This window comes from Bordetella saccharivorans (assembly GCF_045862855.1).
GTDB lineage: Bacteria > Pseudomonadota > Gammaproteobacteria > Burkholderiales > Burkholderiaceae_B > Bordetella_A > Bordetella_A petrii_F.
On the sequence record NZ_BAAFZO010000001.1, the window covers coordinates 4,029,629 to 4,050,322 of the forward strand.

At 70.1% G+C, this 20,694-nt stretch carries 25 protein-coding genes; 2 read left to right on the plus strand and 23 right to left on the minus strand.

Features of this window, described 5'->3' with window-relative positions; all coding sequences use genetic code 11:
- Positions 1-39 precede the first annotated feature (39 nt).
- From fliR to fliF, 13 genes are all read right to left on the minus strand, one after another.
- Complete coding sequence (gene fliR, locus ACKTT0_RS19375; protein ID WP_407851401.1) at positions 40-828, minus strand: flagellar biosynthetic protein FliR; 789 nt, start codon at positions 826-828, stop codon at positions 40-42.
- A complete protein-coding gene (gene fliQ, locus ACKTT0_RS19380) occupies positions 829-1,098 on the minus strand; it encodes a flagellar biosynthesis protein FliQ (RefSeq protein ID WP_028356308.1) in 270 nt (89 codons plus the stop codon).
- A gap of 12 nt (positions 1,099-1,110) precedes the next feature.
- On the minus strand, positions 1,111-1,896 hold the full coding sequence (fliP, locus tag ACKTT0_RS19385; protein WP_407851402.1) for a flagellar type III secretion system pore protein FliP: 786 nt from the start codon (positions 1,894-1,896) through the stop codon (positions 1,111-1,113).
- A gap of 16 nt (positions 1,897-1,912) precedes the next feature.
- Entirely contained in the window at positions 1,913-2,236 is a 324-nt protein-coding gene (fliO, locus tag ACKTT0_RS19390; protein ID WP_407851403.1) for a flagellar biosynthetic protein FliO, read from the minus strand.
- A gap of 4 nt (positions 2,237-2,240) precedes the next feature.
- Entirely contained in the window at positions 2,241-2,774 is a 534-nt protein-coding gene (gene fliN, locus ACKTT0_RS19395; RefSeq protein WP_407851404.1) for a flagellar motor switch protein FliN, read from the minus strand.
- Positions 2,767-3,774, minus strand: coding sequence for a flagellar motor switch protein FliM (fliM, locus tag ACKTT0_RS19400; protein ID WP_407851405.1), 1,008 nt, complete (start codon positions 3,772-3,774; stop codon positions 2,767-2,769). The genes fliN and fliM overlap by 8 nt, the downstream gene beginning before the upstream one ends.
- Before the next feature lie 2 nt (positions 3,775-3,776).
- Entirely contained in the window at positions 3,777-4,352 is a 576-nt protein-coding gene (locus tag ACKTT0_RS19405) for a flagellar basal body-associated FliL family protein (protein ID WP_407851406.1), read from the minus strand.
- 116 nt (positions 4,353-4,468) lie between these two features.
- Entirely contained in the window at positions 4,469-5,734 is a 1,266-nt protein-coding gene (locus tag ACKTT0_RS19410; RefSeq protein WP_407851407.1) for a flagellar hook-length control protein FliK, read from the minus strand.
- A 23-nt stretch (positions 5,735-5,757) separates the two neighbouring features.
- On the minus strand, positions 5,758-6,207 hold the full coding sequence (gene fliJ, locus ACKTT0_RS19415) for a flagellar export protein FliJ (protein WP_407851408.1): 450 nt from the start codon (positions 6,205-6,207) through the stop codon (positions 5,758-5,760).
- Positions 6,200-7,645: a flagellar protein export ATPase FliI gene (gene fliI / locus ACKTT0_RS19420; RefSeq protein ID WP_407851409.1), complete on the minus strand. Its 1,446-nt coding sequence runs from the start codon at positions 7,643-7,645 to the stop codon at positions 6,200-6,202. The genes fliJ and fliI overlap by 8 nt, the downstream gene beginning before the upstream one ends.
- A complete protein-coding gene (gene fliH, locus ACKTT0_RS19425; protein ID WP_407851410.1) occupies positions 7,642-8,385 on the minus strand; it encodes a flagellar assembly protein FliH in 744 nt (247 codons plus the stop codon). The genes fliI and fliH overlap by 4 nt, the downstream gene beginning before the upstream one ends.
- The gene (fliG, locus tag ACKTT0_RS19430; protein WP_407851411.1) at positions 8,378-9,388 is read right to left on the minus strand and encodes a flagellar motor switch protein FliG; all 1,011 of its coding nucleotides are present in this window, start codon (positions 9,386-9,388) and stop codon (positions 8,378-8,380) included. The genes fliH and fliG overlap by 8 nt, the downstream gene beginning before the upstream one ends.
- A complete protein-coding gene (fliF, locus tag ACKTT0_RS19435) occupies positions 9,378-11,024 on the minus strand; it encodes a flagellar basal-body MS-ring/collar protein FliF (protein ID WP_407851412.1) in 1,647 nt (548 codons plus the stop codon). Before fliF ends, fliG begins: the two co-directional genes overlap by 11 nt.
- A gap of 308 nt (positions 11,025-11,332) precedes the next feature.
- Here fliF and fliE point away from each other — a divergent pair, with 308 nt between their 5' ends.
- Positions 11,333-11,665, plus strand: coding sequence for a flagellar hook-basal body complex protein FliE (gene fliE, locus ACKTT0_RS19440; protein WP_407851413.1), 333 nt, complete (start codon positions 11,333-11,335; stop codon positions 11,663-11,665).
- A gap of 1 nt (position 11,666) precedes the next feature.
- On the opposite strand, the gene ACKTT0_RS19445 is transcribed toward fliE, so the two are convergent.
- The 7 genes from ACKTT0_RS19445 to ACKTT0_RS19475 form a co-directional block, all read right to left on the minus strand.
- A complete protein-coding gene (locus ACKTT0_RS19445; RefSeq protein WP_407851414.1) occupies positions 11,667-12,065 on the minus strand; it encodes a hypothetical protein in 399 nt (132 codons plus the stop codon).
- A 19-nt stretch (positions 12,066-12,084) separates the two neighbouring features.
- Positions 12,085-12,408: an EscU/YscU/HrcU family type III secretion system export apparatus switch protein gene (locus ACKTT0_RS19450; RefSeq protein WP_407851415.1), complete on the minus strand. Its 324-nt coding sequence runs from the start codon at positions 12,406-12,408 to the stop codon at positions 12,085-12,087.
- A complete protein-coding gene (gene fliK, locus ACKTT0_RS19455; RefSeq protein ID WP_407851416.1) occupies positions 12,405-13,625 on the minus strand; it encodes a flagellar hook-length control protein FliK in 1,221 nt (406 codons plus the stop codon). The genes ACKTT0_RS19450 and fliK overlap by 4 nt, the downstream gene beginning before the upstream one ends.
- Positions 13,626-13,662: 37 nt before the next feature.
- Positions 13,663-14,013 carry a flagellar protein FliT gene (locus ACKTT0_RS19460; RefSeq protein WP_407851417.1) on the minus strand — a complete coding sequence of 117 codons (351 nt, stop codon included), beginning with the start codon at positions 14,011-14,013 and terminating at the stop codon, positions 13,663-13,665.
- A 51-nt stretch (positions 14,014-14,064) separates the two neighbouring features.
- Positions 14,065-14,493, minus strand: coding sequence for a flagellar export chaperone FliS (fliS, locus tag ACKTT0_RS19465; protein WP_407851418.1), 429 nt, complete (start codon positions 14,491-14,493; stop codon positions 14,065-14,067).
- 20 nt (positions 14,494-14,513) lie between these two features.
- Positions 14,514-15,887 (minus strand): flagellar filament capping protein FliD, encoded by a 1,374-nt coding sequence (fliD, locus tag ACKTT0_RS19470; protein WP_407851419.1) that lies wholly within the window; start codon positions 15,885-15,887, stop codon positions 14,514-14,516.
- 99 nt (positions 15,888-15,986) lie between these two features.
- Positions 15,987-16,364 (minus strand): flagellar protein FlaG, encoded by a 378-nt coding sequence (locus ACKTT0_RS19475; protein WP_407851420.1) that lies wholly within the window; start codon positions 16,362-16,364, stop codon positions 15,987-15,989.
- Positions 16,365-16,493: 129 nt separating this feature from the next.
- Between ACKTT0_RS19475 and ACKTT0_RS19480 the strand changes: the two genes are divergently transcribed.
- On the plus strand, positions 16,494-17,231 hold the full coding sequence (locus ACKTT0_RS19480; protein ID WP_407851421.1) for an IclR family transcriptional regulator: 738 nt from the start codon (positions 16,494-16,496) through the stop codon (positions 17,229-17,231).
- A 92-nt stretch (positions 17,232-17,323) separates the two neighbouring features.
- Here the strand turns inward: ACKTT0_RS19480 and ACKTT0_RS19485 are convergent, their stop codons facing one another.
- The 3 genes from ACKTT0_RS19485 to ACKTT0_RS19495 are packed head-to-tail and all read right to left on the minus strand — an operon-like array spanning position 17,324 to position 20,666.
- Entirely contained in the window at positions 17,324-18,490 is a 1,167-nt protein-coding gene (locus ACKTT0_RS19485) for an acyl-CoA dehydrogenase family protein (RefSeq protein WP_407851422.1), read from the minus strand.
- The gene (locus tag ACKTT0_RS19490) at positions 18,490-19,710 is read right to left on the minus strand and encodes a CaiB/BaiF CoA transferase family protein (RefSeq protein WP_407851423.1); all 1,221 of its coding nucleotides are present in this window, start codon (positions 19,708-19,710) and stop codon (positions 18,490-18,492) included. Before ACKTT0_RS19490 ends, ACKTT0_RS19485 begins: the two co-directional genes overlap by 1 nt.
- A complete protein-coding gene (locus ACKTT0_RS19495) occupies positions 19,707-20,666 on the minus strand; it encodes a Bug family tripartite tricarboxylate transporter substrate binding protein (RefSeq protein ID WP_407851424.1) in 960 nt (319 codons plus the stop codon). The genes ACKTT0_RS19490 and ACKTT0_RS19495 overlap by 4 nt, the downstream gene beginning before the upstream one ends.
- Positions 20,667-20,694: the final 28 nt, after the last annotated feature.

Consider the following 20,694-nt stretch of genomic DNA (forward strand, 5'->3'; position numbering starts at 1 on the left):
GCGGGGCTACCGGAGTCGATCAGCCATTCCCATGGCTGCTCACTTCCCCGCCAGGCCCACGGCTACGTCGCTCATGGCCTGCAGGCCGTCGCGCAGCAGGGTTTCGAGAAAGGGCGCCGAATGGGGCAGCACCAGCGCCAGCAACAGCAGCCCGGCGATCAGGCTGACCGGGAATCCCACCGCGAACACCGATAGCTGGGGCGCCGCGCGATTCAGGATGCCCATCGCCAGGTTGATCGTCAGCAGGGCGCAAATGAGCGGCAGGGCCAGCAACAGGCCGGAGACGAAGACCGCCTGGCTCCATTGCAGCAGGACGCCCCAGCCATTGCGGTCCAGGGCCATGGGCTGCAGCGGCAGCACGTCGAACGAGCGCACCAGCGCGGCCAGCACCAGCAGGTGGCCGTCTAGCGCCACGAACACCAGCATTGCCAGGATGTTGAACAGGCGCGCCAGCACGGCAGTGTTGGCGCCAGTGGCGGGATCGAAGAACGAGGCGAACGACAGGCCCATCTGCAGGCCGACGAATTCGCCGGCCGTCTGCACCGCGGCGAACACGATGCGCATGGTGAAGCCCAGCGCGATGCCGATCACCACCTGCTGCCCCAGCAGCCACAGGGCGGCATAGGAGCCGGGTGGAATGGCGGGCGCCGGGCCGATCGCCGGCGTCACCGCGACGGTCAGCAGGAACGCCAGGCCGACCTTGACCCGGATCGGGATGGTCGATTCCGAAAACAGTGGCGCGCTGCCCACCAGCGCGAGCATGCGCACAAACGGCCACAGGAACTGCAACAGCCACGCGTCGAGCTGTTGCTGGGTAAAGGAGACCACCTACGAGACCAGCAGGGGAATCTGGCCGATCAACTGCCGGATATAGTCCGTCATGAGTCCCAGCAGCCAAGGGCCGAGCAGCACCAGCACGCCGCACATCGCCAGCAGCTTCGGGATGAACGACAGCGTCATTTCATTGATCTGGGTGGCGGCCTGGAACACCGCGATGACCAGCCCCACCACCAGCGTCACCAGCAGCAGGGGGCCCGCCATGGCCAGGGCGATCTTCATGGCCTGGTAGGACATCGACATGACGGTTTCAGCGGTCATGGGGTGTTCCCTTCATTGATAGAAGCTGCTGGCCAGCGAACCCAGCAGCAGGTGCCAGCCGTCGGCCAGCACGAACAGCATCAGCTTGAACGGCAGCGCCACCGTGACCGGCGGCACCATCATCATGCCGAGCGACATCAACACGCTGGCCACCACCAGGTCGATGATCAGGAAGGGTATGAAAATGGTGAAGCCGATCTGGAAGGCGGTCTTGAGCTCGCTGGTGACGAACGCCGGCACCAGAATCTTCAGCGGCACCTGCGAGGGATCCTGCAATTCCGACTGGTTGGCGAGATTGGCGAACAGGCTCAGGTCGTTCTCGCGGGTCTGGTGCAGCATGAAGGTGCGCAGCGGCGCGGCGGCCCGCTCGACCGCGGTCTCGAACGGAATGGCGCCTTCCGACAGGGGCTGGTAGGCCTCGGCGTAGATTCGGTCGAACACCGGCGACATCGTGTAGAACGTCAGGAACAGCGCCAGGCCGATCAGCACGTGGTTGGGCGGCGACATCGCCGTTCCCAGCGCGCTGCGCAACAGTCCCAGCACGATGATGATGCGGGTGAAGCCGGTCATCATCAGCAGGGCCGCCGGCAGGAACGACAGGGACGTCATCAGCAGCAGCGTCTGCATGCTGAGCGAATAGGTTTGCGAGCCGTCCGGGCCGGGCGTCGCGGTCAGCGCCGGCAAGGCGGCCTGCGCCGCCGTGCCGGCCGGGTACAGCGCCAGCGCGGCCAGCACGGCGGCGATCAGCAGGGGCGGCACGCAGCAGCGCTGGAGCAGGGACACGGCGGCGGGCGTCATGGATGGTGCGGGCGCGTCATTGGCCGCGCCGCAGCGCCGCGGCGAGCTTGCCGGCGAACGGCTCCGCGCCGGCTCCCGCCGGCGGCAGGACGCCCGCCGGCAGGGTGTGCAGCATGGTGAGCTGGGCGGGTGTCACGCCGACCACCAGCCAGGTGTCCTCGATCTGCAGCACCGCCACGCTTTGCCGCGGGCCGAGCGGCACGCTGGCCACCTGCCGCAACAGGCGCGCCTGCGCGCGGCCGGCCAGCCCGGCACGGCGCGCCAGCCAGGCGGCGGCCAGGATGGCGGCCACCACCAGCAGCAGGCCGATCGCCACGCGCAGGAGGGCGGAGTCCGTCATGGTGTCAACGCCGGTTGTTCAGGCGGTTGATGCGTTCGGACGGCGTGATGATGTCGGTCAGGCGAATGCCGTACTTCTCTTCGACCACCACCACTTCGCCCTGGGCGATGAGGTAGCCGTTGACGAAGATGTCCATGGGTTCGCCCGCCAGTCCGTCGAGCTCGACCACCGAGCCCTGGCCGAGTTGCAGCAGGTTCTTGATCGTGAGCCGGGTGCGGCCCAGCTCGACCGTGAGCTGGACGGGGACGTCCATGATCAGGTCGATGTCGTTGCCGGTGCTGCCGGCGGTACTGGCCAGGGGCTTGAATACCGCGCCGCCGGCCGGCCTGGCGGGCGCCGCCGCGGCGTCCGCCGGCGGCGCGGTGGCGGCCTGCTCGGCTATGGCGCTGGCCCAGTCGTCCTGCGGCTTCAGGCCGTCGGCCTGGGTGCCAGGGGCGCCCGCGGCGGATTGTTCGGCGAGCGCGTCGGCCCAATCGTCGGCCGGTCGGGCCGACGAGCCGGAGTCCGCCTGGCCGGGCCGCTCGTTCGTGTCAGTCATGGTCGGGAGCCTCGTGAGAGTCGCTTTCGTGAGTAAACAGGTTCTGGACGCGCAGGGCGTACTGGCCGTTGAAGACGCCGTAGCCGCATTCCATGAGCGGCACGCCATTGACGCTGGCGATCACCTGCTCGGGCACGTCGATCGGCAGCACGTCTCCCGGCTTCAGCCGCATCAGCTCGCCGATCGTCGCGGCAATAGTGGCGAATTCGGCCGTCAGTTCGACGTCGGCGCTGCGCACCTGGCGCGACAATTGGTGCGTCCAGCGCTGGTCCACTTCCTCGAGCGCGGTTTCCTGCAGCGGCCGGGTCAGCAGGTCGCGCACCGGCTCGATCATGGAGTAGGGCAGGCAGATGTTGAGGTCGCCGCCCGTCGCGCCGAATTCGATATGGAACGGCGTCACCACCACCACTTCGTTATTGCCGGTGATGCTGGCGAACTTGGTGTGCATTTCCGAGCGTACGTATTCGAACTCGATCGGATACACCGCTTCCCAGGACTTGCCGTAGCTCTCCAGGGTCAGGTTCAGCAAGCGGCGGATGATGCGCTGTTCGGTGGTGGTGAAGTCGCGGCCCTCGACGCGCGTGTGGTAGCGCCCGTCGCCGCCGAACAGGCTGTCGATGACCAGGAACACCAGGCTGGGATCGTAGGTGAACAGCGCCGTGCCCCGCAGCGGCTTCATCTGGATCATGTTCAGGTTGCTGGGCACCGGCAGGTTGCGCTCGAAATCGGCGTATTTCAGGATCTTGATCGAGCCTACCGTGATGTCGGCGTTGCGCCGCATGAAGTTCAGCAACAGGTGGCGCAGGTGGCGCGCGAAGCGCTCGTTGATGAGCTCCAGCGTCTGCATGCGCCGGCGCACCACGCGGTCCGGCGAACTCAGGTCGTAGGCGCGCGCGCCGCGCGGATCGGCCTGGTCGCCCGCCTTGCTATCGCTTTCGCCCGTGACGCCGGCCAGCAGGGCATCGACTTCGTCCTGCGAAAGAAACGCCTCGTAGGCCATGCTTACTGCACCACGAAGGCGGTGAACAGGGCGTCGCTGACGTACTGGCCGTCGGGCAGCGGCGAGAAGGGCCGGTTGACGGCCGCGACGATGGCCCGCGCCATGTCGGCCTTGCCCTGCAGGCTCTGGGCGGCGGCGGGCGATTGCGCCGACAGCACCATCAGGATGCGGCTGCGCACTTCGGGCATGTATTTCTCGATGCGCGCGCGGGTCTGCTCGTCGCCGGCCCGCAGAGTGATGCCCACGTGCAGGATGCGCTCGCTGTCGGCGCTTTGCAGGGTGACGGTGAAGGCTTCCAGCGGGATGAAGATGGGCGCCGGCACTGCTGCCGGCGCGGCTGGCGGCGCGACGAACACGGCCTCGGCCGGCCCGGCGGCCTGGCCGACGCCCAGCTTGACCGGCGCGGCGGGCTGCGAATATTGGCGGTGCATGACGAACCAGGTGATGGCGACGCTGGCGGCTGCGACGATGGCGAGCGCCAGCAGCCAGAAAAGACCGCGCAGGATCGGGCTGCCGCCGGCCGCGCGCAGCGGCAGGCTGCTGCGCAACGGCATGGAAGGATTCTTGGAAGTGGCCATCAGGGTATCGATACTAGGGAATGAAGGGATTCTGCCGCAAAGTCCGCGGGCCATTGCAGGCGAAAAACAGCACGAAATTCGCGTATCTCAGCCTATTGCGCGCCGCCCGCCCAGGCTCAGGCGAAGGTGTCCACCAGCCCATCGCCGCGGCGCGGCGCGCCGGCCGCCATGCGCACGCCCGCTTCCGCCTCGGCCGGAGCGTCGCCGTGCCCGCCATGGGACTGGCCCTGCGCCTGCTGCTGCATATCGAAACCGGACTGCGCGCCGTGGTCGCCCACGCTGGCCTGGCCCAGCGACAGGCCGGCCTGGGCCAGCGCCTGCTGCAACTGCGGCAGCGCGGCTTCGACCGCGTGGCGCACGGCGGCGTGGGCGGACACGAAGCTGGCGCTGGCGACCCCGTCGTTGACGCTGAGCGTGACGCGCAGCGGGCCGAGATCGGGCGGGTCGAGCCGCAGTTCGGCGGTCTGGCGTCCTGCTCCGCCATCGTGGCTCAGTACCACGATCTGGCGTCCCAGGTCGGCGCCCCAGGCGGGCGTCGCCGACACCGGCGTGGCGATGCTCAGCGCCAGCGGATGGTTTGCGGCAGCCTGGCCGGGGATCGCGGCGCCGTCCGGACGGCTGGCGCCGGGCACGGCGATCGCCACCTGCATGTCCGGCGACTGTCCGGCGGCCGCGGGCGCGGCGGGTTCCGGCGGCAGGGCCGCCCGCGGCGCGTCCGGCGGCACGTCGGCAGCCGGCGGCAGTTCCGTGCCGGCGGGCTGCTGCGAACCGGCGCCGGGGGTGGCCGCCGGCGGCAGCGTAGCTGCCGGCACCACATGCTGCGCAGGCTGCGTTGCGGCGGCGGCCGTGCTGGTGGCCGGGGCGGCCCGGGCCGCCGCCGGCGCGGCGGACGCGAGCGGAGCGGCCGGCAGGCCAGCCGGCGCGGCTGCCGCTGGCGCGGACGGCAGTACCGGCGGCGGCACAGCCGGGCCGGCGGCCAGGCCAGGCGGCCTGTCCGCAGCCGGCGGTGTGGCGGCGGCCTGCTGCAGCCGGGCTGCGTGCGCGGCGATCTCGATGGCCTGGGCGGGCAACGCTGGCGCGGCCGGTGCGGCCGCAGCCAGCGCCGCTGCGGCGGCCTGGGCGGCTTCCTGGTCCCGGGCCTGGCCGGGCAGGCTGGCATCGGTGCCCGGGGCCGCTTCGTGCTCGCTTGCCTTGCCGCGCGTCGGCTTGCCCGGTTGCCCGGCGGGCGGGGCCGGCGGGCCGGATTCGGCGCCGCGCTGGCGCGCCAGCGCCTGGGCAAAACTGTCCCGCCCGCCGCCGGATGCCGGCTTGTCGGCGCTACGGCCGGCGTGGGCCGGCGCGGCGGAAGGAACGAGCAATGGAGAGGGCGGGGTCGCGGTCATGGTGATCCTGATCGGCGGTCGAGTCATCGCGGCGTTGCCTGGCCATATGCCAGGCGGGACGCATGTTCGTCGTTGGCGCGTTGTTCGCGGCGCGCTTCGCGCGCGGCCAGCGCGCGCTGTTCGCGCTGCGCCAGCGCATCGAAGGAGTTGAGGCGGCGCTGCTGCTGCTGCCAATGCGCGCGGCCCTGCGCGAGGTGGTCGTCGGCCTGGCGCAGCACGGTGACCTGCTGCCCGATGGCATCGTCCAGCGTGGCGATGAAGCGCTGGTAGTTGTGGCAGTCCGCGGCCGACATGCCGGACTGCATGGCCGCCTGCAACCGCGCGAGGTAGTCCTGCCGATACTCGTGCAGCATCGACAACTGCTGTTCGGCGTGGTTGCGTTGGGCATTGAGGCGGCCGAGGGCGCGCGCGGCGTCGTCGGCGCCGTCCTTGGCCAGTCCGCGCAGGGTATCGAGGGGCAGTCCGCTAGGCATAGGCTTCCTTGGTCTCGAAGGTGGCGCGCAACTGATCGATGGCGGCGTCGTAGGCGACGTTCTCGCCGATGTCCTGCTGCAGGAATGCCTCCAGGCGCGGATAACGCGCGATGGCGTCGTCGAGCTGCGGGTCGTTGCCGGCGCTGTAGGCGCCGACGGCGATCAGGTCGCGGTTGCGCTGGTAGCGCGACAGTGTCTGCTTGAAGCGGCGCACGACGGCATATTGCGCGTGCGGGATCAGCGCGGTCATGGCGCGCGAGATCGAGGCCTCGATGTCGATGGCCGGATAATGCCCGGCTTCGGCCAGATGGCGCGACAGCACCACGTGGCCGTCGAGGATCGCGCGCGCCGCATCGGCGATGGGATCCTGCTGGTCGTCGCCCTCGGCCAGCACGGTGTAGAAGGCGGTGATCGAGCCGGCCTTGCCGTTCGGCCCGGGCGCGCCCATGCCGGCGCGCTCGACCAGCGCGGGCAGGCGCGCGAATACCGAGGGCGGGTAGCCCTTGGTGGCGGGCGGCTCGCCGATGGCCAGCGCGATCTCGCGCTGCGCCATGGCGTAGCGCGTCAGCGAATCCATGATCAGCAGCACGTCCCGGCCCTGGTCGCGGAAATGTTCGGCCAGGCGGGTGGCGTAGGCCGCGCCCTGCAGCCGCAGCAAGGGCGACACGTCGGCCGGGGCCGCCACCACCACCGAACGCGGCAGGCCGTCCGCGCCCAGGTTGTGCTCGATGAACTCCTTGACTTCGCGGCCGCGTTCGCCGATGAGGCCCACCACGATCACGTCGGCGCGCGTATAGCGGGCCATCATGCCCAGCAGCACGCTCTTGCCCACCCCGGAACCCGCGAACAGGCCCATGCGCTGGCCCCGGCCCACCGTCAGCAGTCCGTTGATGGCGCGCACCCCCACGTCCAGCACTGTCTCGATGGGGGCGCGCGACAGCGGGTTGACCGGCTGGGCGGCCAGTGGCGCCAGCTCCGCGCCGAGCAGCGGGCCCAGGCCATCGAGCGGCCGCCCGGCGCCGTCCAGGACGCGGCCGAGCAGGGCGTCGCCCACCGGCAGGTGGCGGCCCAGCTGCGGCTTGGCGTTGCCGTTGAGCTCGGCCGTGCGGGGCAGGGGAATGGCCCGCTGTACGGGCGGTTCGCCCGGCACGACGCGCGCGCCGGGGGGCAGGCCGGCAATGTCGGCCTGCGGCATGAGGTACAGGGTATGGCCGTCGAAGCCTACCACCTCGGCATCGGCCCAGTGATCGTGGCCGCGCGCGATCTCGATGCGGCAGGCCGCGCCCACCGGCAGGCGCAGGCCGGTGGCATGCAGCACCAGGCCGGTGGCGCGCGTGATGCGGCCGGCGGCCAGCCACGGTTCGGTGGACCCGGCGCGGATCGAGCCGATACGCAACTGGGCCTGCCAGCGCTCGATGACCGGGACGGCGGCGCTCATGCCTCGGCCTCCCAGGGCATGTCGCGGCCCAGCGAGGCGGCGATGCGGCGCCAGCGGGTCTGCAGGGTGGCGTCGATGTCGCCGTAGGGCGTTTCGGCGCGGCAGCCGCCGCGCGCGATGGATTCATCGGCCAATACGCGCCAGCTGCCTTCGCGCAGCTCGTCGGCCAGGTGCACGCGCACCAGCTCGAGGTCGGCCGGATGCACCCACAGGCGCATGGCGCCGCCCGTCGCCGGGTGGATGTGCAGCACTTCGCGCACCGCGGCCAGCATGGCCTCGGGCTGCCCGGCCAGCGTGGTGCGCAGCACCTGGCCGGCGATGTCCAGCGCCAATGTCAGCAGGGCCTGGCCCATGCGGGCTTCGAGGGCGGCCAGCGACGCGCCGCAGGCGTCGGCCAGCGCGTGCAGCCGCAGCGCTTCCTGGCGCGCCTGTTCGCGGCCTTCGGCCAGGCCCTGCTGGTAGCCGGCCTCGCGGCCCGCGGCCAGCCCTTCTTCGTGGCCCGCCGCGCGGCCTTCGGCCAGCCCCTCGGCACGGCCCTGGTCCAGCCCTTCGAGATGACCGGCCCGTCGGCCTTGTTGCTCGGCTTTGCGCCGCAGCGCGTCGAGGTCCGGGCCGGGGTCGGGCGCCGGCGGCGCGATCTCCACCGCGTCCTCGACCGGCAGGTCGAACGACGACATTTGCCAGCGCCGCCATGCGGTGCGCGCCAGCGCATTGGCGGCGGGCCGGCGCGCCTCAGACATAGGCGTCGTCCCCCTGGTTGCCCAGCACGATCTGGCCGCTTTCGGCCAGGCGGCGGGCAATTTGCAGGATCTTCTTCTGTTCGCCTTCGACCTTCGACATGCGAACGGGCCCTTGCGCTTCCAGGTCCTCGCGCAGGATGTCGGCCGCGCGGCTGGACATATTGCGCAGGAACTTGCCGCGCAATTCTTCGGACGCGCCCTTGAGCGCGATCATCAGGCTGTCGTTGTCGATTTCCTTGAGGATCAGCTGCAGGGCCCGATCCTCCACGTCGACCAGATTGTCGAATACGAACATCTCGTCGATGATCTTCTGGGCCAGGTCGCTGTCGCGTTCGCGCAGGCTTTCGACCACCGCTTCTTCGTCGGCCGAGTTCATCATGTTGAGGATCTCGGCCGCCGTGCGGACCCCGCCCATCTTGCTGCGCTTGGCGCCCTGGCCGGCCAGCACCGAGTTGAGCACGTCGGTAAGCTCCGCCAGCGCCGCCGGCTGCACCCCGCCGAACGTGGCGATGCGCAGCATCACGTCATTGCGCAGGCGGTCGGTGAGCAGGGCCAGCACGCCCGCGGCGCGGTCGCGCTCCAGGTGCACCAGGATAGTGGCGATGATCTGCGGATGCTCGTCGCCGATCAGCTCGGCCACGGTGTGCGGATCCAGCCAGTTCAGGGCATCGATGCCGCTGGCGCCTTCGCCCGCTTCCAGGATGTCCTCAATCAGGCCGGCGGCGCGGTCGCTGCCCAGCGCCTTGGTGAGCACGGCGCGGATGTACTCGTCCGAACCCAGCGTGACCGCCATGAACTGGTCGGCTTCCTGGCGGAATTCCTCCAGCACCACGGCCACGTCGCCGCGGGTCACTTGTTTCAGGTTGGCCATCGAGCCGCCCACCTGCTGCACTTCGCGCGCGGTCAGGTACTTGAAGACTTCCGCCGCGGCGTCCTCGCCGAGCGACATCATCAGCACCGCGCTGCGCGTCACGCCATCCAGCGGTTTTCCGTCATTTCTCATCTTTGGTCATCCAGGCGCGCATTACCATGGCCACCGCGCGCGGATCCTTGGTAGCCATCTCGCGGGCGCGCTGCAAGTTGTCCTCGTAGCGGTCGACTTCCTTGGCGCGCGCCACGGCCTGGGCCTCGCGCTGCGCTTCCTGCCGGCGCGCTTCGGCTTCTTCCGGGTCGACCGGCGGGTACAGGTAATTGGCCACCGCCGGGCGCAGCTTGCGGTACAGCCAGAGAGCCAGCGCCAGTCCCAGCACCCAGGCCAGCACGGTCTTGACCAGGCCGATCAGCTCGGGGTCGCGCCACAGCGGCGGCGGCGCCGGCTGGTCGTTGAACTGGCTGTTGACCAGGTTCAGCGAATCGCCGCGCGTCTCGGAGTAGCCCATGGCCTCGCGCACCAGGTTGGTCAGCTTGGTGAGCTCTTCCGGCGGCAGCGGCTGCGGTTCGCCGCTGGCGTCGGGCAGGTAGTTGACCACCACCGCCACCGACAGGCGCTTGAGCTGCCCCACGGGCTGCTTCACGTGGCTGATGGTGCGGTCGACCTCATAGTTGATGGTGGCGTCGTGCCGGTTGTTGGTCGGCACCCGCGGCTGCGGCGCCTCGTCCTGCTGCTGAGCCTGGCCGCCCTGGGCGGGCTGGGGCGCCGGCGGCGGGTTGACAATGGGCGCCTCGGCCGCCGACGGCGGCTGGTTGCTCAGCGCGCCCGGCACGCCCTGCGCGGGGCCGACGCCCGTCTGCGCCGAATCGCTGGTCTGCTTGCTGCGTACGGCGGCCTGGCCCGGCTCCTGGTTGGGCCGGTAGACTTCGGACGTCTGCTCGCGGCGCGCGAAATCGACTTCGGCGCTGGCCTGGGCCTGCACATTGCCAGGGCCCACCAGCGGGTTGAGGATGGTCAGGATGCGTTCGACGGTGCGCTGTTCGACGTCGCGCACGAAGCGCGACTGGTCGGCGTCCATGCCGCGCCCTTCGCCCAGCGGGGCCGACAGCAGGCGGCCGTTCTGGTCGACGATGGAAATGTTCTCGGCGGTCAGGTCGGGCACGCTGGACGCCACCAGCCAGGCCACCGCCGCCACCTGGGCGTGGCTGAGGCTGCGCCCGGGGTACAGGTGCAGCAGCACCGACGCCGTCGGCGCCTGGCGGTTGCGCACGAACAGCGACTGGCGCGGCAGCGCCAGGTGCACCCGGGCGCTCTGCACGGTGTTCATGGCCTCGATCGAGCGGGCCAGCTCGCCTTCCAGGCCGCGCTGGTAGTTCACTTGCTCGGCGAACTGGCTGGCGCCGAAGCGGCTGTTGTCCAGCAACTCGAAACCGACCGAGCCGCCGCGCGGCAGTCCCTGGCTGGCCAGCTGCATGCGCGTGTCATAGACCCGCTCGGCCGGCACCAGCAGGGCGCGGCCATCGCTGCTGAAGCGATAGGGCACGTTCATTTGCCCCAGCGCCGTGACGATGGCGCCGCCATCGCGGTCGTCCAGGTTCGAGAACAGGACCTTGTAATCCGGCTCGCGGCTCCATAGCGCCAGCACGGCAATGACGGCCACCAGGGCCGCCGCCGCGCCCAGCAGCAGCGGCTTGGGCAGCGCGCGCACTTTGTCTAGAACCGGAAATTTCGCCAGCAGCGAGGCGCCTGGAATGGCCTGCTGGTTCATCGGTGGCTCCGGCAAGCTTCGCGGAGCGGGGAGGCGGACAACATGGGCGAATGGGGCAGGTTACGCATGCAACATGCTTGGGATCGGGGAGCGTGAATTATGGCCGCGGGCCTGGCTATCCCAATCGATGAAAACAACCGGTTTTTGGCGTTAGTTGTCCCCTATGTGTCCCGCGTTTTCCCAGGCCCGCCGCCCGGGCCATGCCGCGAACTGCCGGGTGTTTTGCCGGCTATTGGCGGCTATGGAGGCGGCGGGCGGCGCGTACGCTTGCAATCCTCAATGTTTTTGCCCTGAGAGGAAGCAAGGCCATGGCGGTATCGGGATTGTCGGGTATTGAAAACATGCTGCAGCAGATGCGCGCCGTGGTGCGCGCGGCGCAGAACAATGGCGTCACGCCGGCCGACCTGACCCCCGCGCCCACCAGCTTCGCCGCCGAGCTGCAGCGTTCCGTGCAGCGCATCTCGGCCGCGCAGAACGCCGCCAGCGCGCAGGCCAAGGCATTCGAGCTCGGCGCGCCCGGCGTGGCGCTCAACGACGTGATGATCGATCTGCAGAAAAGCTCGATCGCTTTCCAGACCGCCGTGCAGGTCCGCAACCGCCTGGTCGCGGCCTACAAGGAAATTTCGTCGATGTCCGTGTAGCTCAAGGGCTGGATCGCGTGCCGGTTGCCTGGTACCAGACGCAATCCGGAAAGGCCGACAGCATGGCCGCGCTGCGGTCGGCAAAGCGCAGCACCAGGGGCGCGGGCACGCGGAAGCGCAGGTCGGCGCCGTCCGGGGTGCCGGCGGAAAAGTCCAGCGTCATCATGCCGTGCGGGCCGGCGTCGCGGACGTGGATCTCGAAGTAGTCGATATCGTGCGGCCGCCAGAAGAAGTGCCGCAACTGCCAATCGGGGCCGAGGATGCGCACATCGCAGCCGTGGCCGCCGGCGCGGCCGTCGGCCCATACCTGCACGCGACAATCCGGATGCATCAATTCACGCAGCATCGAGCGGATCTCGTCGGTACGACTCACCAGGGCGCCGGCGGAGACGGGTTTCATGATCCGGGGCGGCCCTCGCTCAGGCGCCGGTCGGCGGCGCAGCCGCCTCGCCGGGCGGGACCGCGGCGGCTTCCAGCCGATACAGCCAGGCCAGGAGCTCGGCCACGGCGGCATAAAGCTGGGGGGGAATGTGTGCGTCCAGGTCGACCTGCATCAAGAGCCCCACGAGTTCGCGCGATTCATGCACATACAAGCCATGCTCCCGCGCGGTGCGCACGATGGTGTCGGCGATCTGCCCATAGCCTTTCGCCACGATGCGAGGCGCCACATCGTTGTCGCTATAGCTTAGCGCAACGGCCGCGCCGCGGCTGGCAGGCATTTCCCCCGGGTCGGACGGGTTCATGGCAGGGACTCGTCGGGACGGGCGGCGGTGGCCGCCACGGACAGCCGGCTCAGCGTCAAGCCGGCGCGCTGCAGGCCCTCGCGCAGCGCTTGTGCCTGGTCGCCGATCTCGCGGGCGCTGCGCGGCGCGATCACCTGCATCACGAGCTGGTCGCCCGCCAGGTTCAGGCGCGCCTCCACCAGGCCCAGCCGCGGCAGATCCAGCTTGAGGCGCGTGGCCCAGTGCGGCACGGGCTGGTCGGCGCCGTCGGGCGCCTGGCGGCGCACCTCCCATTCCAGGGGCGTGCCCGGCCAGGCCGCACCGTGCCAGAGCAACGCCTGGTTGGCCAGGATGTCCAGTTGCTGGCGCACCAGCGGCGCGGCGTCCGGATGGATGCCGGCGGGCGCGGATGGCGCAGCGGCGGCCCCGGCTGCGGGCGCGGGGCCGCCACCGGCCGCCGTATCGGCCGGCGCCGCTGCCATGGCCGGGGCGGGCCCCTGCGGGCGCGGCGCGGCTCCCGGAGCAGGTGCCCGGAGGCCTTCGCGCGGCAAGCCGGCTTGCGGCTCGTCGCGGACTTGCTCGAGCGTGCGCCGGCCGAAGGCCAGCTCGCTCAAGTGCGATTCGTAGAACAGCCCGCTGCCTTGCAGTGCCTGGCGCAAGGCGCCGGCCAGCATGGCGGGCAGGGAGCCGGGCCCGGTGGCGCCCGCGCCCGCCGCCGGGCCGGCGCTGGGCGGCGGCGCGGTGGGCGCGGCGGAGGCGGCTTGCGGCGCGGCGTGAGGGGCGGGCCGGGCGGGCGCCGCGGCCGCTGGGTCGCCGGCCGGCGCGCCTGGCGGCGCCGGCCACAGCGGCGCGCGGCCTTGGGCGGCGGGGGCCTGGTCCGGGTATAGCGCCAGCAGGGCCAGTATGGTGCGCGCCGTCTGTCCCAGCGTGGTCGGGGCGGAAGCGGTCGCGTCATAGCGCGTGACCTTCTCGCGCGCGGCCTGGCCGGACGCTTCGGCGCTCCCGGCGTCGCCGACCGTGTTGCCGCGGCTGCCGCGGGCCTGCACGGGTTCGGCCGGCGCGCGCGGGTTGCGTCCGGCGGCGTCGGGCTGGCCGGGGCGGGCGGCTTCGCCCGGCTGCGCGACCGCGTCGGGCCGCGCGCCCGACACGAGGTTGGCGTGGGCGGCCATAGTGGTGCCGAGCACGGCATCGAGCCGCTGCACCAGCACGGTGCTCAGGGCGGGCGGTCCGATGCTCATCGTTGCCGGCCCGCCACGCGTCGGCTGCCGCGCGCCATCATGCGGCGGACGGCTGCGCGCCGTATGCGGAAAGCAGCGATTGCTGGCGCTTCATGCGGCCCAGCAAATCGCTCAGGCGGGCCATCTGCGGAATCGCCAGGTCGCGGGTCGCGGCGTCATTGTCCAGGATGCGCACCAGCAGGTCGTACTTGGCCTCGCGCCCGGCATGGTCCAGCGGCGTCACCGGATCGACGATGCGCAATCGCTCCACCAGTTCGCAATAGTGCTGCCCGCAGCTCAGCACCGAGCTCCAGTCGCCCGCCCGGGCGGCGGCATGCATCTGGTCGGTCAGGTTGGCGATTTCCCGGTAAATGTCCAGGACGGGAGCGTGCCGCAAGGTGGACGTCATAAGTTTCTCGCGCGATGGGCGATACGGCGGCTGTGGGCGTACCGTAAGAGATCAGGCCGGCGTGGCGCCGGCGGGCGGGTCGTTGGCGGCTTGCCAGGCCTGCGCCAGCTCGGCCAGCAGGCGGTCGGCCGTTTCCAGGCCGGCCCGGTCGGCCTTCAGGTTGGCCAGCAGCAGCGTGCGGACGATGTAGTCGTACAGGTTGGCCAGGTTGGCGGCGATCTCGCCGCCGGCTTCCATGTCCAGGCCCGTCTTGAGGCCCTCGTCGATGATGCGGGTGGCCTTGGAAATTGCCGCGCCGCGCTCGGCGGTCCGGCCTGCCTCGAGATGCAGGCGGGCCTGCGCGATGGCTGCCCGCGCGCCGTTGAACAGCAGCGTGACCAGCCGCTCGGGGCTGGCGCTCAAGACTTGCGTCTCAAGCCCGATATCGGTGTAAGAGCGGGCAGAATGAGAGCCCAGGGGGCGGCGCGCGGCATACGTCATGGTTTACGGCAGTGGATTCGTCAACTGGCTTTGGAGAGCGCGTCGAATTGCTGGGTCAGGTAGTCGCTCAGGTTGTTCATCTGGGCCACCAGGGCGTCGAGCCTGGTGAACTGGGCCCGGTAGTTGTCCATGGTGGCCTGGATCGACAGCTTGGTGCGGTCGTATTGGTCCTGCAGCGTGTCGACGGTCTCCTGCAGGCCCTCGGTGCGCGTCTTGATCGAGCCCTTGTCGCCCAGGATGGCCTCCGTGGCCGCCTTCATCTTCTCGGCCAGGCCGCCGCTGCCGGCGAACAGGCGCGTCACGTCGGCCGGGTTGTCCTTCAGCGCCTTGTCCAGCTTGGTCTGGTCCAGCTCCAGTTTGCCCGTCGTGGCATTGGTGGTGATGCCGAGCTGGCTCAGCGTGCGCAGCGTTCCCTCGCCGCCGACCACCCGCAGGGCGTTCGCCACGCCAGCCTGGATGGCGCGCGTGGTGCTGTCGCCGGTCAGCGCGCTTTGCGTCTCGGCTTTGACATCGAAGGCCGTCAGTTCGCCGATGGTCGCCTGCAGGCTGTTATAGGCGTCCACAAAGGTCTTTACCGCCTTGGACAGCACCGCCGGGTCGCTGGTGATCGACACGTCGACGAACTTGCCGGCCTCGGTGGTGGCGGTCAGTTCCAGCGTGACGCCGTCGATCGCCTCGTCGAGGGTGTTCGACTGGCTTTCGATGGTGATGCCGTTGATCGTGACGACCGCGTTCTTGGCCGCCTGTTGCACGGTCATGGCCGACGAACCGCCATCCTGGTAGCCCACCACCGCCTGCACGGCGCCGTTGTCCGATGTGATGCTCTGCACCGCCGCCTGCTCGCCGGTGGCCTTGCTGGTCAGCATCAGGTAGCTGGCGCCATTGCCGTCGGTGATGATGGTGGCGCGCACCCCGGCTTCGTCGCTGGCATTGACGGCCTTGGCGATGCCGTCGAGCGAGGTGTCGGAGCCCAGCTCGATGGTGGCTGTCTCGCCGTCGGCCAGGGTGATCTCGATGCTGCCGCCGGCGCCCATCTGGGCCTTGCGGTCGGCCACCGCGCCGGATTTCAGCGCCTGGGCGCTGGCCAGCGCGGTGACGGCGATCTGGTAGTCGCCCGGCACGGCGCCGGCTTCCGTCTTGACCGTCAGCGCGTCGCCCGTGACCTTGCTGGTGACCGCGCCGAGGGTCGCCGGATCGCCCAGCGCGGCGGCCGCCTTCTGCACGGCTTCGACCACGCCCTGCAGCTTGCTGTAGGCGGAAATGCGCGTCTGGTAGCTGGATTGGCGGGCGGTGATCTGTTTCAGCCGGACTTCTTCCGCTTCCTGGAGCTTGGTGAGCATGTCTTCCAGGTTGGTCAGGCCGGAGCCGACGCCGAGCGAGGTAATGGAGGCCATCTGTTATTCCTTACTAGCTATGCAATTCTGTCAAAACGTCCCGCCGCGCGATCGGCCGGGCAAGGGGGCAAGGGCGGCCTAGTTCCGGGTTTCGGGCCTTCAGGCCGTGGTCTGGACCGCATGGCCCTGCATCTGCACGATCATCCGCGCGATGCGCAGCAGGGTTTCGGACGGGATGGTCCGGATCGTGTCCCCGGTCTCGGAGTCGATGATGCTCACCACGACCTGGTGCACGTTGGGGTCGATCTCGAACTGCAGTTGCGTCGACCAGGCGCGCAGCTGCTGGTTGATCTCTTCCAGTGCGCGCTCCAGGGGCAGGGGCGGCTGGCCCGGGTCGCCCGCCGCCGCATCCTGCGCCCCGCCGGTGTTGGCCGAAGCGGCCGCCGGGGTGACGGCCACGGCCGGCTCTGGCGGTGCCGGCGCGACGGCCACGGTGGGCAGCGCAAGAGGGGCGGGGGCGAGAGGGCTGACAGCCATGGTCACTCCTGTCGGGGGCGCGGACGGCGCCGGGTCTGGGGAATTTCTCAGCTACCATTACGGCACCGCCGGGCGGAACTTTAGCCGCCGCCGGGGCGGCGCCGCCCCACCGACACAATCCAGCCAATCATGAGCGTCAAGACGGCCCTGCGAGTCATCGAAATCATCGAGACCTACGCGCGCGAACGGCGTGCCCTGCCGCTGTCCGACCTGGCGCGCCTGCTCGGCGTGCCGGTCTCGAGCTGCCTGGCGCTGATCCGCACCCTGTCCGACCTCGGCTATCTCTATGAAACCGGGCGCCGCCAGGGCTATTACCCCACCGGCCGCCTGCTGGCGATGGCGCAGCGCATCGCCAGCGCCGATCCGGTGCTGGACCGCGTCTACCCCAGCCTGGTCGAGTTGCGCGACGCCACCCAGGAAACCGTGGTGTTCGCCAAGCTCAGCGGCGAGGGCCGGGTGGTTTATCTCGATGTGCTCGACTCGCCGCACACCATCCGCTATGCGCCGGTGGCGGGCGAGTTCCGCGACGTGCACGCGAACTCCCTGGGCAAGGCGCTGATCTCCGTGCTCGATGCGCCGGCCCGCGCCGCGCTGTTGGCCCGCCGCCCGCTCACCCGCTACAACGATCGCACCCTGGTCACGCCCGAAGCGGTCGATGCCGACCTGGAAGCGTCGCGGCAGCGGGGCTGGTTCATGAACCTGGGCGAGTCCATTCCGGATGTCTGCGCCATTGCCTGGCCGGTCACGCTATCGGGTGAAACCTACGCCATTTCGGTGGGCGGGCCGGTGTACCGGATCGAACCCCAGCAGCAGGAATACGCGCGCATCCTGCGGGCCGCCTGCACGGCGCTGGAGCAGCGCGGCTGAGCGTCGCGGGCAAGCATGCCAGGTGCCTGACACCCTTGAGGGTGTCAGGCACCTAGGGAGCCACCGGGGCGCCATGAAGGCTGCCCCGGGGCTCAATAGGACTTGGGCAGCCCCAGCACTTTTTCCGCGATGAAGCACATGATCAGCTGCGGGCTGACCGGCGCGATGCGCGGAATATAGCTTTCCCGCAGCAGGCGCTCGACGTGGTATTCCTTGGCGTAGCCCATGCCGCCCAGCGTCAGCACCGCCGTCTGGCACGCATTGTGGCCCGCCTCGGCGGCCAGGTACTTGGCGCTGTTGGCATAGGGGCCGCAGGGCAGGCCGGCGTCGTACAGGCTGGCTGCCTTGAAGACCATCAGGTTGGCGGCTTCCAGCTGCATCCAGGCTTGGGCCAGCGGGTGCTGGATGCCCTGGTTCTGGCCGATGGGCCGGCCGAACACGGTGCGTTCGCCGGCATATTGCACGGCGCGATCCAGCGCGGCCCGGCCGATGCCGACCGCTTCGGCCGCGATCAGGATGCGCTCCGGGTTGAGCCCGTGCAGGATGTATTCGAAGCCGCGGCCTTCCTCGCCGATGCGGTCGGCCACCGGGATGCGCAGGCCGTCGATGAACAGCATGTTTGAATCGACCGCCTTGCGGCCCATTTTCTCGATCTCGCGCACCTCCACCTTGCCGCGGTCGAGATCGGTGTAGAACAGCGACAGGCCCTGGGTCGGCTTGGCGACTTCCGACAGCGGGGTGGTGCGCGCCAGCAGCAGCATCTTGTGCGCGACCTGGGCGGTGGAAATCCAGATCTTGCGGCCATGCACCACATATTCGTCGCCATGGCGCTCGGCGCGCGTCGACAGCTTGGTGGTGTCCAGGCCGGCGTCGGGCTCGGTGACCGCGAAGCAGGCTTTTTCGCGGCCGGCGATCAGCGGCTCCAGCCAGCGGCGGCGCTGCTCGTCGGTGCCGAACACCACCACCGGGTTCAGGCCGAAGATGTTCATGTGCACGGCCGACGCGCCGGCGAAGCCCGCGCCCGAGGCGGCGATGGTCTGCATCATCAGCGCCGCCTCGGTCATGCCCAGGCCGGCGCCGCCATACTCTTGCGGCATGGCAATGCCGAGCCAGCCGTCGCGGGCCAGGTCGGCATGGAAATCGTGCGGGAAGCCGCCCTCGCGGTCGCGCTCGAGCCAGTAGTCGTCCGGGTAGCGTTCGCACACGCGGCCAATGGCGTCGCGCAGGGCCAGTTGGTCGGACGAGAATTCAAAGTCCATCAGGGTGCTCCTTCTTGGGTGGCGCGCGCGGCGATCAGCGCGTCGATTTCGGCGTCGGTGCAGCCTGCTTCGCGCAGGATCTCGCGGCTGTGCTCGCCCAGCCGCGGCGCCGGGCGGCGGATCGCCGTGGGCGTGGCCGCGTAGCGGCCGAGCGGCGCGGGCGTGCGCATGCGGCCTTCGGACGGATGCTCCAGCGCCTGGATGAAGCCGGTGGCGCGCAAGTGCGGGTCGTCGATCAGGTCGTCCACCGAGTACAGGCGCGCGGCCGGGATGTCGGCCTGCGCCAGCGCCGCCAGCCACGCGGCGCTGGTGCGGGTGCGCATGACCTTGGCCACGAACGCGTAGGCTTCGTCGATGTGCGCGGCGCGCGCGGTATGGCTGCAGAAGCGCGGGTCGTGTTCCAGGTCGGGGCGATCGATCAGGGCGAAGAAATTGCGCCAGTGCTTGTCGTTATAGATCAGCAGGCACAGGTAGCCGTCCGAGGTGGCGTAGGGCTTGCGGTGCGCCGCCAGCAGGCGGGCATAGCCGGTGGCGCCCAGCGGCGGCTCGAACGTGGCGCCGCCCAGGTGGTCGCCCAGCACCATGTGGGCCATGCCCTCGAACATGGGGATCTCCACCTGTTGGCCGCGCCCGTGGGCGCGCGCGTGCAGTGTGGCCGACACCAGCGCGATGGCCACGTGCAGGCCCACCGCCCGGTCGGCCAGTGTCAGCGGCGCGTAGCGTGGCACGTCGCCGCTCTGGCGGCTGGACAAGTCGGCGATGCCGGTCTGCCCTTGGATCAGGTCGTCGTAGGCGGGCCGTCCGGCGTACGGACCGGCCTCGCTGAAACCATAGGCGCCTACGTAGACCAGCCGCGGGTTGCGCGCGGCCACTGCCTCGTAGGACAGGCCGAGCCGGGCCATGGCCTGCGGCCGGATGTTGTACAGCAGCGCATCGCAGCTCTCGGCCAGCTTCAGGCAGGCCTCGCGGCCGGCCTCGGTCTTCAGGTCGAGCACGATGGAACGCTTGTTGCGGTTCAGGTGCAGGTACAGGTGCCCCATGCCCGCGTTGCGCATGGGGCCGACGGCGCGCATGTTGTCGCCGGCCGGCGATTCGACTTTGATGATGTCGGCCCCCAGGTCGCCCAGCACCTGGGTGGCGTAGGGTCCCATGACGACCGAGCTCAGGTCGAGGATGCGCACGCCGGCCAGCGGGCCGGCCGGTTCTGCAAACGTGGTCATTGTGGCTGGATACCTGCGTCTTTGATCAATTTGCCCCACAGGTCGCGCTGTTCGCTGACGAAGGTGGCGAAGCTCTCGGGCGTGCCGCTGAAGGCGTCGAAGCCCAGGCCGGCCAGGCGCTTGCGGGTCTCGGGGTTGGCGACGATCTGGTTGATCGCGGCGTTGAGCTTGGCCACGATCTCGGGCGGCAAGCCGGCCGGGCCGAAATAACCGTTCCAGGAATTCAGGTCGAAGTCCTCGACCCCGGCCTCGCGCATGGAGGGCAGATCGGGCACGATGCTGCTGCGCTCGGCGGTGGATACGGCCAGCGCGCGCAACTGGCCCGATTGCACGAACGGCAGTCCGGATGCCAGGTCGGTGAACATGAAGTCCACCTGGCCGCCCACCAGGTCGGTCAGGGCCTGCGGCGTGCCCTTGTACGGCACGTGCAGGATATCGATGCCGGCCCGCCGCGCCAGCGTGCCGCCGGCCACGATGCCGGTGCTGTTGCCGGTGGCGTAGGTCACCTTGCCGGGATTCGCGCGCGCGTAGTCGATCAGTTCCTTCACGCTCTTGTACGGCCGCTGCGGATTGACCACCAGGATGAAGGGCAGGTTGCCGCCGCGCGCGATGGGCGTGAAATCCTTGACGGGATCATAGGGCACGTTCTTCATCAGCCAGGGGGCCGCCGAATGCGAGGTATTGGTGGTGACGAACAGGGTGTAGCCGTCCGGCTTGGCGCGCGCCACGTAATTGGCGGCGATGGTGGCGTTGGCGCCGGGCTTGTTCTCGACCACGACCTGCTGGCCCAGGATGTCGCCGAGCTCGGCCGCGAAAATGCGGCCCACGGCATCGGTGCCCGAGCCCGCCGGGAAGGGCACGACCAGGCTGATGGGTTTTTCGGGGTAGGCGGCATGCGCCGGGGCGGCGATGGCCAGCGCGGCCAGGGCGGCGGCGCGCAGCGTGCGTAGGAACATGGGTGAGTCTCCTGGTATTGGGCGGCGT

What these genes read in the sequence shown, in the direction of transcription:
- fliQ (WP_028356308.1), bottom strand. Translation starts at nt 1,098, where the DNA reads ATGACCGCTGAAACCGTCATGTCGATGTCCTACCAGGCCATGAAGATC.
- fliP (WP_407851402.1), bottom strand. Translation starts at nt 1,896, where the DNA reads ATGACGCCCGCCGCCGTGTCCCTGCTCCAGCGCTGCTGCGTGCCGCCC.
- fliO (WP_407851403.1), bottom strand. Translation starts at nt 2,236, where the DNA reads ATGACGGACTCCGCCCTCCTGCGCGTGGCGATCGGCCTGCTGCTGGTG.
- fliN (WP_407851404.1), bottom strand. Translation starts at nt 2,774, where the DNA reads ATGACTGACACGAACGAGCGGCCCGGCCAGGCGGACTCCGGCTCGTCG.
- fliM (WP_407851405.1), bottom strand. Translation starts at nt 3,774, where the DNA reads ATGGCCTACGAGGCGTTTCTTTCGCAGGACGAAGTCGATGCCCTGCTG.
- ACKTT0_RS19405 (WP_407851406.1), bottom strand. Translation starts at nt 4,352, where the DNA reads ATGGCCACTTCCAAGAATCCTTCCATGCCGTTGCGCAGCAGCCTGCCG.
- ACKTT0_RS19410 (WP_407851407.1), bottom strand. Translation starts at nt 5,734, where the DNA reads ATGACCGCGACCCCGCCCTCTCCATTGCTCGTTCCTTCCGCCGCGCCG.
- fliJ (WP_407851408.1), bottom strand. Translation starts at nt 6,207, where the DNA reads ATGCCTAGCGGACTGCCCCTCGATACCCTGCGCGGACTGGCCAAGGAC.
- fliI (WP_407851409.1), bottom strand. Translation starts at nt 7,645, where the DNA reads ATGAGCGCCGCCGTCCCGGTCATCGAGCGCTGGCAGGCCCAGTTGCGT.
- fliH (WP_407851410.1), bottom strand. Translation starts at nt 8,385, where the DNA reads ATGTCTGAGGCGCGCCGGCCCGCCGCCAATGCGCTGGCGCGCACCGCA.
- fliG (WP_407851411.1), bottom strand. Translation starts at nt 9,388, where the DNA reads ATGAGAAATGACGGAAAACCGCTGGATGGCGTGACGCGCAGCGCGGTG.
- fliF (WP_407851412.1), bottom strand. Translation starts at nt 11,024, where the DNA reads ATGAACCAGCAGGCCATTCCAGGCGCCTCGCTGCTGGCGAAATTTCCG.
- fliE (WP_407851413.1), top strand. Translation starts at nt 11,333, where the DNA reads ATGGCGGTATCGGGATTGTCGGGTATTGAAAACATGCTGCAGCAGATG.
- ACKTT0_RS19445 (WP_407851414.1), bottom strand. Translation starts at nt 12,065, where the DNA reads ATGAAACCCGTCTCCGCCGGCGCCCTGGTGAGTCGTACCGACGAGATC.
- ACKTT0_RS19450 (WP_407851415.1), bottom strand. Translation starts at nt 12,408, where the DNA reads ATGAACCCGTCCGACCCGGGGGAAATGCCTGCCAGCCGCGGCGCGGCC.
- fliK (WP_407851416.1), bottom strand. Translation starts at nt 13,625, where the DNA reads ATGAGCATCGGACCGCCCGCCCTGAGCACCGTGCTGGTGCAGCGGCTC.
- ACKTT0_RS19460 (WP_407851417.1), bottom strand. Translation starts at nt 14,013, where the DNA reads ATGACGTCCACCTTGCGGCACGCTCCCGTCCTGGACATTTACCGGGAA.
- fliS (WP_407851418.1), bottom strand. Translation starts at nt 14,493, where the DNA reads ATGACGTATGCCGCGCGCCGCCCCCTGGGCTCTCATTCTGCCCGCTCT.
- fliD (WP_407851419.1), bottom strand. Translation starts at nt 15,887, where the DNA reads ATGGCCTCCATTACCTCGCTCGGCGTCGGCTCCGGCCTGACCAACCTG.
- ACKTT0_RS19475 (WP_407851420.1), bottom strand. Translation starts at nt 16,364, where the DNA reads ATGGCTGTCAGCCCTCTCGCCCCCGCCCCTCTTGCGCTGCCCACCGTG.
- ACKTT0_RS19480 (WP_407851421.1), top strand. Translation starts at nt 16,494, where the DNA reads ATGAGCGTCAAGACGGCCCTGCGAGTCATCGAAATCATCGAGACCTAC.
- ACKTT0_RS19485 (WP_407851422.1), bottom strand. Translation starts at nt 18,490, where the DNA reads ATGGACTTTGAATTCTCGTCCGACCAACTGGCCCTGCGCGACGCCATT.
- ACKTT0_RS19490 (WP_407851423.1), bottom strand. Translation starts at nt 19,710, where the DNA reads ATGACCACGTTTGCAGAACCGGCCGGCCCGCTGGCCGGCGTGCGCATC.
- ACKTT0_RS19495 (WP_407851424.1), bottom strand. Translation starts at nt 20,666, where the DNA reads ATGTTCCTACGCACGCTGCGCGCCGCCGCCCTGGCCGCGCTGGCCATC.